This window comes from Stutzerimonas frequens, assembly GCF_024448335.1.
In the GTDB taxonomy this organism is placed as follows: domain Bacteria; phylum Pseudomonadota; class Gammaproteobacteria; order Pseudomonadales; family Pseudomonadaceae; genus Stutzerimonas; species Stutzerimonas frequens.
The window spans coordinates 509,256-521,297 of sequence record NZ_JAMOHM010000001.1 but is presented as its reverse complement, the minus strand read 5'-3'; the positions used below and the strand labels follow the sequence as shown (position 1 = coordinate 521,297).

The window sequence follows — 12,042 nt, the reverse complement described above, 5'->3', positions numbered from 1 at the left end:
GGGGGACGGCTCGGCGGACAATGAGAGCCTGTGCCATCTGAGAGCCACTATCGTAAATAAAAGATAACAATTCGCAACTGTATTCCGCCTAGCGGTGTCGCGGCGCGGTGGCGTGGTGGCGGTACCAAGCGCTCTGGCACGCGGTCCGTCGCGCTCCCTTCTTCTGCAAAAAAATTTCGCCCTGCCTGTCGATTCATGAGCACGCCGGACGACTACTGGCTGAACCCCCGCTCAACCAGAAGACAGGAGACGGACATGAACAACACAACCCGCCAGGACGAAACCGCCATTCGCCAGCTGCACGACGCCTTCGAGCAGGCCATCGGTGCCAAGGATCTCGACCGGATCATGGCGCAGTACGCGCCGGACGTGGTCGCCTTCGATGCAGTGGGCGCGCTGCAGTTCAAGGGCGTGGCCGAGTACCGCGCGCACTGGCAGCGCTGCTTCGAGTTCTGCCAGGGCGAAGGCTTCTTCGAGACTCACGAGCTGCACGTGGACGTCGGCGGCGAGCTGGCCTGTAGCCGCATGCTCACCCACTGCGGCGGGCCGAACGCCGAAGGCGAGATGCAGACGGCGTGGATGCGCGGCACGCGGGTCTGGGCGCGGCGCGACGGCGAGTGGAAAGTGATTCACGAGCACTTCTCGATGCCCTTCGACATGGAAACCGGCCAGGTATGCATGTCGTCGACCCCTTCGGCGACGCAGCAGGTCGGTTGAGCGCTGCGCGGCTTCGTCGTTCGTTCAGGCAGGCTTCGCTCCCGGCTGCTAGCTTTTCTGCGTCCCTGGCAGCCGGAGCTTGTGCATGAAATACCTGTGCCTGATCTATTACGACGAGCAGCGTGTGGATGCGCTGACCGATGAACAGTGGCAGGCGCTGGTCGCGCGCTGCCTGAGCTGCGGCGAGGAGCTGCGCGCCAGCGGCCATATGCTCGCCGGTGAACCGCTGCAGTCGGTGCGTACCGCACGCACGGTGCGCGTGCGTGATGGCATCACCTCGGTGGTCGATGGCCCCTTCGCCGAAACCCGCGAGCAGCTCGCCGGCTTCTACCTGATCGAGGCGGCGGACCAGCAGGAGGCCGAGGCCATCGCGGCGAAGATTCCGCCGGCCAGCCTCGGTTGTGTCGAGGTTCGGCCTTTGCGCCAGTTGCCGCAGCGCTGAGCATGCCGCTCACCGGAGCCTTCGCGGCGGCGCAGGTCGAGGCGGTCTATCGCCGCGAATCGCGTCGGGTCCTGGCCACGTTGATTCGTCTGCTGGGCGATTTCGATCGTGCCGAGGAAGCCCTGCAAGACGCCTTCGCCGCCGCCCTGCAGCAGTGGCCGCACGACGGCGTTCCGGATAACCCGCGCGCCTGGCTGGTATCCACCGGTCGTTTCAAGGCCATCGATGCCCTGCGCCGGCGGGCGCGCTTCGATGCCTCGCTGCGGCTGCTGGCCGAGCAGCTGGAAGACGCAGCCGAGGCGGCGGAGGTGGACGAGATGGAAGACGACCGTCTGCGGCTGATCTTCACCTGCTGCCATCCGGCCTTACCGGCGGATGGTCGCGTGGCGCTGACCCTGCGTGAGGTCTGCGATCTGACCACCGAGGAGATCGCCCGGGCCTTTCTGGCGCCGCCGGCCACCATCGCCCAGCGCATCGTGCGGGCCAAGGCGAAGATCCGCGATGCCCAGTTGCCCTATCGGGTGCCGGAGCGCACGGAACTGCCGGCGCGCCTGGAGAGCGTGCTGCGGGTGATCTACCTGGTGTTCAACGAAGGGTATTCGGCATCGGCCGGGGCATCGCTGACCCGCGCCGACCTCTGCGCCGAGGCCATTCGCCTGGGTCGCCTGCTCTACGAGCTGCTGCCCGACGTGGAGGTCGCCGGGCTGGTGGCGCTGATGCTGCTGCATGATGCCCGGCGCGCCGCACGCACGGATGCCTGCGGCGAGCTGGTGCGGCTGGACGAGCAGGATCGCAGCCTGTGGGATCGGCAGCAGATCGCCGAAGGTGCGCTGCTGGTGCAGCGTGCCCTGAGCACGCGCGCCTTCGGCCCCTACGCATTGCAGGCGGCCATCGTTGCCGTGCATGCCGAGGCGCCGAGCGCCGCGCAGACCGACTGGGCGCAGATCGTGCGGCTCTATGACGTGTTGCTGCAGCTCAGCCCGTCACCTGTGGTGAGGCTGAACCGAGCGGTGGCCGTGGCCATGCGCGACGGTGCCGAGGCGGGCTTATTGCTGGTGGACGAGCTGCTGGCGCAGGGGGAACTGCAGGACTATCACCTCAGCCATGCCGCCCGCGCCGATCTGCTGCGCCAGCTGGCGCGCCCCGACGAGGCCCGCGAAGCGTACCGCAGCGCCTTGCGACTGGTGCAGCTGGAGCCGGAGCGGCGTTTTCTGCAGAGGCAGCTGGATGGGCTGGACAGTTGACTCGACGGGTTCGACGCTTGCGGATGCAAGCGCTCAACGCCCTGCGGGGCTGCCATCCGCAGCTGACATTCTGGCGGAGGGTGGGCTTCAGCCCACCGCTTGCGGCAGCGCGATGCTTACCGTGTCGCGCCATGCCACGTCGTAGCGCGATGGTGGGCTAAAGCCCACCCTACGGAGCGGCGTCGCGCTGCGGCGACGAGAGCGGCGGCATGATCAGTTGTCGCAACTACCAGCCGGCAGATAGTCGCTGCGGCTCAGCCCGTGGCGCTGCATCTTCTCGTTGAGGGTGCGTCGTGGCAGCTGCAGCTGGGTCATGACCTCGGCGATGTTGCCTTTGCATTGCTGCAGGGCGTTGTGCAGGCACTGCGCCTCGAAGGCTTCCATCTGTTCGGCCAGTGACTGCCCGCCACTGCTCGCCGGGGCCGGGGCGCTGAGGCCGAGGGCGTGGCGTTCGGCGGCGTTGATCAGCTCGCGCACGTTGCCTGGCCAGTCATGGGCGAGCAGCTGCGCCAGTTCGCCGGGCGTCACCGGTGGCGCGGCACGGCCGTGGCGCTGGGCGGCCTGGCTGGCGAAGTGTTCGAACAGCAGCGGAATGTCCTCACGGCGCTCGCGCAGTGGTGGGATGTGCAGCTCGGCGACGTTCAGCCGGTACAGCAGGTCCTCGCGGAAGCGTCCGCCGCGCACCTCTTCCAGCAGGTCCGGCTTGGCCGCGCTGATCACCCGCAGGTCGACCTCGATGCTGCGGTTCGAGCCGAGCCGTTCCAGGGTCTTTTCCTGCAGCACGCGCAGCAGCTTGACCTGCTGTGCCAGCGGCATGCTTTCGATCTCGTCGAGGAACAGCGTGCCGCCGGCGGCGTGTTCGATGCGGCCGATGCGCTTGCCCTGGGCGCCGGTGAAGGCGCCGCTCTCGTGGCCGAACAGCTCGCTTTCGAAGATGGTTTCCGGGATCGCCGCGCAGTTCAGCGCCACGAACGGCCCGCCGGCGCGCGGGCTGAAGTCATGCAGGCAGCGCGCGACCTGTTCCTTGCCGCTGCCGGTCTCGCCACGGATCAGCACGTTGACGTCGGTCCCGGCCAGCTCCAGCACCTGGCGTCGCAGGTTATCCATGGCGCGGGACACGCCCAGCAGCTGCGATTCGATACGCCCCTTGCGGGCGAACTGCTCGCGCAGCTCGCGGTTCTCGCAGACCAGCCGGCGCTTGTCCATCGCGCGGCGCACGCTGTCCAGCAGGCGCTCGGGGGTAAAGGGCTTCTCGATGAAGTCGTAGGCGCCCTGACGCAGCGCCTGCACGGCCATGGGCACGTCACCGTGGCCGGTGACCATGATCACCGGCAGGTCGGCATCCAGTTCGATCAGCCGTTCGAGCAGGCCGAGGCCGTCGAGGTCTGGCATGCGCACGTCGCTGATCAGTACACCGGGAAAGTCGCGATCCAGTACCGACAGCGCTTCCCGCGCGCGGGAAAAGGTGCGCACCTGGAAGCCGGAGAGCTCCAGCCATTGCTGCACGGCCTGACGGATCGCCGCCTCGTCATCGATGAAGATTACCTGCCCGCTCATTGCCAGCTCCTCGCGCTCGCGTCGCCGCAGTTTACTCGGCGGCGTGCACTTCGGCAGCCGGCAGCGTCAGGGTGAACACCGCGCCCTGTTCGTCGTTGCTCACCTCCAGGGTGCCGCCCATGTCGCGCACGATGCCATAGGACACCGCCAGGCCCAGGCCCAGGCCCTGACCCACCGGCTTGGTGGTGAAGAAGGGCTCGAACACCTGATCCAGATGCTCGCTGGCAATGCCGCCGCCATTGTCGGCAACGCTGAGCTGCCAGGCGTCGCCGACGCGCCGACAGAGGATGCGCAGGCGCCGTTGCGGTCGCTCGGCCACGGCGTCCAGCGCGTTGTGTAGCAGATTGATCAGCACCTGCTCCAGGCGGATCGCATCGCCATTCACCCTGGCCTCGGCCGGCACCTGGCGGAACACCTCCACCTGCTCGCTGCGGATGCGCGGCGAGAGCAGTTGCAGCGCCTGCTCCAGCACATCGGCCAGCGCCAGGTGCTGCTGCAGCCCGGCCGGGCTTTTGCGGGCGAAGGTCTTCAGGTGGCTGGTCAGCGCGGCCATGCGCTCCAGCAGGCCTTCGACATGCCCGAGCCCCTCGCGCACCTCTCCCTCGCGGCCGCTGTCGAGCAGCAGGCGCAGGCTGGCCAGCTGCATGCGCAGCGCGGTCAGCGGCTGGTTGATCTCGTGGGCCAGCGCTGCGGACATCTGCCCCAGCGCGGCCATGCGCGCGGCATGCACCAGCTCGTCCTGGGCAGTGTGCAGCTCGCGGGTGCGCTCCTGTACCAGGCGCTCCAGTTCGCTGCGGCTGCGCAGCTCGACACGATGGGTCTTGCGCCGCTGTGCCAGGTAGAGCAGCAGGAACGCCAGGGTCATCCACACGCCGGCCGCAGCCAGGCGGTAGCTGCGCACGCTGGCGCTGACCGACTGCGGGTCATGCAGCAGGTTCAGGGTCCAGTCTTCCTCGGGCAATGCCAGACGCTGCCAGAGGTACTCGCGGCGGCCATCCGGGCCGTCCACCAGGCGTCGCTCGCTGCCTTCGCCGAGCTGCTGCACCTGGCTGCTCGGTAAGGGTTGCAGGGTCTGCTCGGCATAGCGGCGCACATCCACCAGCCGGCTGCGCACCTCGTCGCTCAGCGGGCTCAGGTAGCGAAAGCGCCAGGCCGGGCGGTTGGTGAGGATGACGATGTCCAGCGAGTCGGCGATCAACAGAATGCCCGGCTGGCCGACCCAGTCGCGCTGCATATCCTCCAGTTCGAGCTTGACCACTAGCACACCGAGCAACTTGCCGGCGGCGTTCTTCACCGAACTGGAGAGAAAGTAGCCGGGAATGCCGGTGGTGACGCCGACCGCGAAGTAGCGCCCGCTGCCATTGGCCACGGCATCGCGGAAGTAAGGGCGAAAGGCGTAGTTGTTGCCAACGAAGCTGCTCCAGTCGCGCCAGTTGCTGGCGGCGATGGTCTCGCCGCTGCGGTCCAGCAGGTAGAGCACTGAAGAGCCGGCGGCATGATTCTGCTGCTCCAGGCGCTGGTTGAGCTGCCTGCGCAACTGGCGATTGCCCGGGTCGGCGAGCAGCGCCTGGATGTCGCTGTCCAGCGCCAGCAGCGCGGGCACTGAGCGGAAGCGCTCGACCTGGGTATGGATCGCCTGGGCATACAGTTCCAGCTGCCCCTGCGATTCCTGCCCGCGCTCGGCCCAGGCGCGCTGCTCGGCCAACCGCCCGGCCCAATACATGCTGAGCAGCAGGCCGACGAGAATCAGCGCCACGATCAGGCTGACACGGAAGCGGTTGGGAAGGGCAGGCATGGCTTGGCTCGCGAAGGGACGCGTCGATGGTAAGCGAAAGCCGTGGTCGGTGTAGATCCGACCGGCGAGGCAATCGCCACCAAAGTCTTGATCCAAGCCGGTAGAGGCAAAGTGCCGTCATTCATATACTTGGCGAGTCCGCTGGGTCGCGAGCGGGAGACGATTGTGCGGCCATCAGCGTCGCTCAATCGGTCGAGGTCGCCTTGCTCAGGAAAATTCTGGTCAGCCAGCTGCGTTTCGGAATGTACGTGCATGCGCTGGAAGGCAGCTGGTTCGATCACCCGTTCTGGCGCAGCAAATTCCTGCTGAGCGACCCGGCCGATCTGCAAGCATTGCGCAGCAGCGGCATCCAGGCGGTATGGATCGACCTGAACAAGGGCGTCGATGTCGAAGCGGCGACTCCACCCGCCGCCGAGGCGCAACCTCTGGCGGCACCGCCGGATCCTGCCCTGCTGCAGCCGGACGTGGAAAGCGTCGCGCCGACACAGCCGTGCAGCGTGCAGGACGAACTGCAGCGGGCGAGTCGACTGCTCAAGCGCTCCAAGGAACAGGTGACCTCGCTGTTCACCGAGGCGCGACTGGGTAAGGCCGTCGACCCGCAGCAATGCCTGCCGCTGGTGGAGCAGATCTCCGCGTCCCTGGCGCGCAACGGCTCTGCGTTGCTCGGCCTGGCGCGGCTGAAGACCAAGGACGAATACACTTACATGCACTCGGTGGCGGTGTGCGCACTGATGGTCGCGCTCGCCCGCCAGCTCGGCCTGCCCGAGGACCAGGTGCAGGAAGCCGGCATGGCCGGGCTGCTGCACGACATCGGCAAGATGGCCATGCCGCTGGATGTGCTCAACAAGCCGGGCAAGCTGAGCGAAGACGAGTACGCCATCATGCGCAGCCACCCCGAGCGCGGCCACGCCATGCTGCTCGCCGCGCTGACCTCGGTATCCGACGCGGTGCTGGACGTCTGCCTGCATCACCATGAAAAGGTCGACGGCACCGGCTATCCGCACCGGCTGGCGGGCGAAAAGATCAGCCTGTTGGCGCGCATGGGCGCGATCTGCGACGTGTACGACGCAATCACCTCGAATCGCCCGTACAAAGCGGCCTGGGACGCCTCGGGTTCGTTGGCGCGCATGGCCCAGTGGCAGGGACATTTCGATACGCGCCTGCTGCATGCCTTCGTACGTGCCGTAGGCATCTACCCGCTGGGCTCGCTGGTACGGTTGCAGTCGGGGCGGCTCGGCGTGGTCATCGAGCATCATCCGCAGCAGCTGACGGCGCCCCGGCTGAGGCTGTTCTACTCCACGCGCACCCGGGCAGCGATTCCGCTCGAGGAACTGGAGCTGTCAAACCCGCAGTGCAGCGACCGCATCGTCGGTCGGGAAGACCCTGCCGACTGGGGCTTCAGCGACCTGGACGAGCTCTGGCGCTAGATTGGCGGTCGTCAAGGCGGGCGCTTGTCGCTAGACTAGCGCCCCCGAACGCGACTCGCCCGGCGAGTCGCTCAGCAACAGAGCCCGTATTGCCCATGACCTGGCTGCCTGGTCCGCCATAGCGCTGTGCCCCCCTCGCGTCATCCTGCGACTGCCTGTCATGGGGTAGTCGTACGCTGCTGTCCGCGCGTATTGCCCAGCGACAGCTGAACCATTCAAACCAAAAAATCTCGCCTTGTATCGCTGCCGACCGCCCATGGTCTGCATGGTGGTGCTTTTGCTCTGGATAGTCCGATGTTGCAAACGATCAAACAAAACTGGTTCTCCAATCTCCGTGGCGATCTGCTGTCCGGTCTCGTCGTCGCCCTGGCGCTGATTCCCGAAGCCATCGCTTTCTCCATCATCGCCGGGGTCGATCCGCGGGTCGGCCTGTATGCCTCGTTCTGTATCGCGGTGGTGATCGCCTTCGTCGGTGGGCGCCCCGGGATGATCTCCGCCGCCACCGGCGCCATGGCGCTGCTGATGGTGACCCTGGTGCGCGAGCACGGCCTGCAGTACCTGCTGGCAGCGACGCTGCTCTGCGGCCTGTTGCAGATCGGCGCCGGCTACCTGCGTCTCGGCTCGCTGATGCGCTTCGTCTCGCGCTCGGTGGTCACCGGCTTCGTCAATGCGCTGGCCATCCTGATCTTCATGGCCCAGCTGCCCGAGCTGACAGGCGTCACCTGGCACGTCTACGCCATGACCGCCGCGGGTCTGGGCATCATCTACCTGTTCCCCTATGTGCCGAAGCTCGGCAAGGTCATCCCGTCGCCGCTGGTATGCATCCTCAGCATGACCGCCGTGGCAGTTTATTTCGGCCTGGATATCCGCACCGTCGGCGACATGGGCGAGCTGCCCGATACCCTGCCGGTCTTCCTCTGGCCGGAAGTGCCGCTCAACCTCGAAACCCTGGCGATCATCTTCCCGTACTCGGCAGCGCTGGCCGTGGTCGGCCTGCTGGAGTCGCTGATGACCGCAACCATCGTCGACGAGCTGACCGATACCAGTAGCGACAAGAACCGGGAGTGCAAAGGGCAGGGCGTGGCCAACATCGTTTCCGGTCTGTTCGGCGGCATGGCCGGCTGCGCGATGATCGGCCAGTCGGTGATCAACGTGAAATCAGGCGGCCGCACCCGGCTGTCGACGCTCGTCGCCGGCGTGGTGCTGTTGCTGATGGTGGTGTTCCTGAGCGACTGGGTCGGCCAGATTCCCATGGCCGCGCTGGTGGCGGTGATGATCATGGTTTCGATCGGCACCTTCAGCTGGGATTCCGTGCGCAACCTCAAGCACTACCCGCTCTCGACCAACATCGTCATGGTGGTCACCGTGGTGGTGGTGGTCTTCACCCACAACCTGGCCTACGGTGTACTGGCTGGCGTATTGCTCGCGGCGATGTTCTTCGCCAACAAGGTGGGACACTACCTGAGCATCGACTCGGAGCTGGATGCCGACGCCAGCGGCCGTCGCTATCAGGTGGTCGGCCAGGTGTTCTTCAGCTCGGCCGACAAGTTCACGGCTGCCTTCGACTTCAAGGAAGCGCTGAGCCGGGTGACCATCGACCTGTCGCGGGCGCATTTCTGGGACATCACCGCGGTCTCGGCACTGGACAAGGTGGTACTCAAGTTCCGCCGCGAGGGCACCGAGGTCGAGGTGCTGGGTCTCAATGAAGCCAGCGCGACCATCGTCGACCGCTTCGGCGTGCACGACAAACCCGACGCCATCGACAAGCTGATGAGCCACTGACCAGGAGAACGACAATGACCCACGTAATGGCCTGTATCGACGGCTCCCCGCAAGCAGCCGCGGTCTGCGATTGTGCCGCCTGGGCCAGTCAACGGCTGGGCGCGCCGCTGACATTGCTGCACGTGCTGGATCGCCGGCAGTTCCCGGTGTCGGGCGACCTGAGCGGCATCATCGGCCTCGGCAGCCGTGAATTCCTTCTGCAAGAACTGGCCACCCTGGACGAGAAACGCGCCAAGCTGGCGCTGGAGGAGGGCCGCATGATGCTCGATGCGGCGCGCCAGCGGGCGATTTCCGCGGGTGTCGCCCAGCCCGAGTGCCGTCAGCGTCACGGCGATCTGGTCGAGACCCTGCGTGACCTGCAGAACGACACTCGGCTACTGGTGATCGGCCGCCAGGGTGAAGACAGCGGCGACGACATCCAGCACATCGGCAGCCAGCTGGAGAGCGTGATCCGCACCATGCATCGGCCGATGCTGGTCACCGTCGGTCAGTTCACGCCGCCGCGCAGCCTGATGCTCGCCTTCGACGGCAGCGCCACGACACTCAAGGGGGTCGAGATGCTGGCTGCCAGCCCGCTGTTCAAGGGGCTACCGATCCATCTGGTGATGGTCGGCAGCGAAGACGACGCGGTGCTGACGCAGCTGAACGCAGCGCGCGATGCGTTGGCCGCTGGTGGTCTCGAGGTACACACCGCCATCCGCGCCGGCGAAGTCGAGCCGACCTTGCATGCCTATCAGGCCGAGCACGGTATCGACCTGCTGGTGATGGGCGCCTACGGCCACTCGCGCATTCGCCAGTTCTTCGTTGGCAGCACCACCACCAGCATGATCCGCACGACCCGCACGCCGCTGCTGTTGCTGCGCTGATCAAGCGCCTCGCGCCCCCGAACAGCGGCGCTCAGCGGTAAAGGTCGGCACGGGTCCAGGGCAGTTCGTGGCCGCCATCGGGCAACGGTTTGGTGGCGAGAATCTGATGCAGGTCGATCCAGTCGCGGCGAAAGCCATAGGAACAACCTGCCAGGTACAGTCGCCAGATCCGCAGCGCCCGCTCCGGCACCAGCGCCTGGGCCTCCGCCAGCCGCGCTTCCAGCCGTTCGCTCCACAGCTGCAGCGTGCGCGCGTAATGCAGGCGCAGGCTTTCGACATCCACGATTTCCAGCCCCGCCTCGCTGATGCAGCTGCTGATGCCCACCAGGTGCGGCAGCTCGCCGTGGGGAAACACGTAGCGATCGATGAACTCGCCGGCGCCATGGGCCACCGGGCGGCCGTCCAGGTGGCGCGAGGTGATGCCATGGTTGAGCACGAGACCGCCAGGCCGGACCGCGCCGAACAGCCGCTGGCAGTACAGCGGCAGATTGGCATGGCCGACGTGCTCGAACATGCCGACGCTCACCACCTTGTCGAAACGGCCGTCCTGCGGCAGGTCACGGTAGTCCATCAGCTCCAGCTGCACGCGGTCCTGCAGCCCCTCGGCTGCCACCCGCTCGCGGGCCAGCGCCAGTTGCTCGCGGCTGAGGGTGATCCCGAAAACCTCGGCGCCGAACTCGCGCGCGGCGAAGCGCGCCAGCCCGCCCCAGCCGCAGCCCACGTCGAGCAGGCGATCGCCCGGCTTGAGCCGCAGCTTGCGGCAGATCAGCCGCAGCTTGGCCTGCTGCGCCTGATCGATATCCTCCTCACCAGTCTCGAAGTACGCGCAGGAATAGACCATGTCGCGGTCCAGCCAGAGCCGGTAGAAGTCGTTCGACAGGTCGTAGTGATAGGAAATGGCTTCGGCATCGGTGGCCTTGTCATGCGCCTCGCGCGTGGGCGTTGCGAAGTCATCCACGGACAACGCGCGACTGATGACGTCGCCGATGTAGATGACCTCTTCCACCGGTCCGAGCAGGTCGATATGCCCCTCGACATAGGCTGCGCCGAGCACATCCAGGCTGGGGCGCGCCAGTTGTGTGACGAGGTTGGGGTCTTTTATGACCAGCGTGACAGAGGGGGCGGGGCCGATATCCATCTCTTTGCCATCCCACAACTGCAGCTTCAGCGGCAGGCCGAGGTCTTTCAGGGCCGGTAGCAATGTCGCCAGCATGCGTAGATCTCCTATCTGTGCATTGTTCAAAAATGCTAGACCATGAGTTCCAAACTGTAGGCTATGGTCATGATAGTTTCCTGCTATAGCCGGATATGAGCGCAAATGCGCCGCTTCGCGCGCAGTTGCGAGCGCGTCCGCAAGGAGATGCTTGATGAGCGAACCGAGTCCCCGGCGCGTACTGATTCTGGTCGCCAGCGGCCCCAGCACTCCGGCGCGCTGCGCCGCACCGTTTCACATCGCCACGCTGCTCGCCTGCATGGATGCCGAGGTGACGCTCTACCTAACGGGCGAGGGCGTGCAGCTGGCGCGCCGTGAAGTGGCCGAAACGCTGCGCGCAGTGGATGGCGGCGAGCCCTTGCTGCATTTCATCCGCAACGCCAAGCAGGCCGGCGCGCGGCTGCTGATGTGTCGCCAGCCCGGTGTCCAGCTCGACCCCGCCACGCTGATCGCCGAGCTGGATGAAATCTCCAGTGGCGGCGAGCTGGCGCAGATGATCCTCGAATACGAACGGGTGCTGACCCTATGAATCTGCACGGCCTGGAGTTTCCCGACTCGCTGCGCTACGCGCCGGAGCACAGCCTGTGGCTGCGCGAAGAGGCCGACGGCAGCGTCACCCTTGGCCTGACCGCTTACGGTTGCGCGCTCTATGGCGAGATATTCGCCTTCACCCCCAAGCGCGTCGGCGCCCGCATCGAGCGTGAGCGCAGCTTCGGCGTGGTCGAGTTCGCCAAGGCCGCGTCCTCGGCGCGTAGCCCGGTCAGCGGCGAGCTGCTGGCAGTGAACGAAGCGCTACTCGAGCGACCGGCGCTGATCAATCAGGACTGCTACGGCGATGGCTGGATGGTCCGCCTGAAGCCGGAGGGCTGGGCCACCGTGCGCGAGGAGTTCCCGCTGGGCAAGGCAGCCGAAGCCGCCATCGACGAACGCATGCGCCTGGACAATTTCGACCCGGCCAACGCCCATGTGCAGGCGCTGCAGTGGAAATAAAGGTGCTGC

Annotated in this window: 11 protein-coding genes; 8 read left to right on the top strand and 3 right to left on the bottom strand. The window is 66.4% G+C overall.

The features are described from left to right. Nucleotides 1-255: 255 nt before the first annotated feature. The 3 genes from NAO55_RS02550 (at nucleotide 256) to NAO55_RS02540 (ending at nucleotide 2,403) form a co-directional block, all read left to right on the top strand. Entirely contained in the window at nucleotides 256-717 is a 462-nt protein-coding gene (locus NAO55_RS02550; protein WP_011911394.1) for a YybH family protein, read from the top strand. 85 nt (nucleotides 718-802) lie between these two features. Beyond that, complete coding sequence (locus NAO55_RS02545; protein ID WP_102839286.1) at nucleotides 803-1,159, top strand: YciI family protein; 357 nt, start codon at nucleotides 803-805, stop codon at nucleotides 1,157-1,159. A 2-nt stretch (nucleotides 1,160-1,161) separates the two neighbouring features. Beyond that, on the top strand, nucleotides 1,162-2,403 hold the full coding sequence (locus NAO55_RS02540) for an RNA polymerase sigma factor (RefSeq protein WP_102839287.1): 1,242 nt from the start codon (nucleotides 1,162-1,164) through the stop codon (nucleotides 2,401-2,403). 213 nt (nucleotides 2,404-2,616) lie between these two features. Here the strand turns inward: NAO55_RS02540 and NAO55_RS02535 are convergent, their stop codons facing one another. Next, nucleotides 2,617-3,960, bottom strand: a complete 1,344-nt coding sequence (locus NAO55_RS02535) for a sigma-54-dependent transcriptional regulator (RefSeq protein WP_102839288.1) — start codon at nucleotides 3,958-3,960, stop codon at nucleotides 2,617-2,619. 31 nt (nucleotides 3,961-3,991) lie between these two features. After that, nucleotides 3,992-5,755, bottom strand: coding sequence for a sensor histidine kinase (locus NAO55_RS02530; RefSeq protein ID WP_102839289.1), 1,764 nt, complete (start codon nucleotides 5,753-5,755; stop codon nucleotides 3,992-3,994). Nucleotides 5,756-5,958: 203 nt separating this feature from the next. Here NAO55_RS02530 and NAO55_RS02525 point away from each other — a divergent pair, with 203 nt between their 5' ends. From NAO55_RS02525 to NAO55_RS02515, 3 genes are all read left to right on the top strand, one after another. Beyond that, entirely contained in the window at nucleotides 5,959-7,182 is a 1,224-nt protein-coding gene (locus NAO55_RS02525; protein ID WP_102839290.1) for a cyclic di-GMP phosphodiesterase, read from the top strand. A gap of 294 nt (nucleotides 7,183-7,476) precedes the next feature. Continuing rightward, on the top strand, nucleotides 7,477-8,964 hold the full coding sequence (locus tag NAO55_RS02520) for a SulP family inorganic anion transporter (protein WP_102839291.1): 1,488 nt from the start codon (nucleotides 7,477-7,479) through the stop codon (nucleotides 8,962-8,964). A 14-nt stretch (nucleotides 8,965-8,978) separates the two neighbouring features. Then, nucleotides 8,979-9,830 (top strand): universal stress protein, encoded by an 852-nt coding sequence (locus tag NAO55_RS02515; protein WP_102839292.1) that lies wholly within the window; start codon nucleotides 8,979-8,981, stop codon nucleotides 9,828-9,830. 31 nt (nucleotides 9,831-9,861) lie between these two features. Here the strand turns inward: NAO55_RS02515 and cfaB are convergent, their stop codons facing one another. Beyond that, nucleotides 9,862-11,043 carry a C17 cyclopropane fatty acid synthase CfaB gene (gene cfaB / locus NAO55_RS02510; protein ID WP_011911402.1) on the bottom strand — a complete coding sequence of 394 codons (1,182 nt, stop codon included), beginning with the start codon at nucleotides 11,041-11,043 and terminating at the stop codon, nucleotides 9,862-9,864. 154 nt (nucleotides 11,044-11,197) lie between these two features. On the opposite strand from cfaB, the gene NAO55_RS02505 reads away from it, so the two are divergent. Further along, nucleotides 11,198-11,572 (top strand): DsrE family protein, encoded by a 375-nt coding sequence (locus NAO55_RS02505; RefSeq protein ID WP_102839293.1) that lies wholly within the window; start codon nucleotides 11,198-11,200, stop codon nucleotides 11,570-11,572. Then, a complete protein-coding gene (locus NAO55_RS02500) occupies nucleotides 11,569-12,033 on the top strand; it encodes a glycine cleavage system protein H (protein WP_102839294.1) in 465 nt (154 codons plus the stop codon). Before NAO55_RS02505 ends, NAO55_RS02500 begins: the two co-directional genes overlap by 4 nt. Nucleotides 12,034-12,042 lie beyond the last annotated feature (9 nt).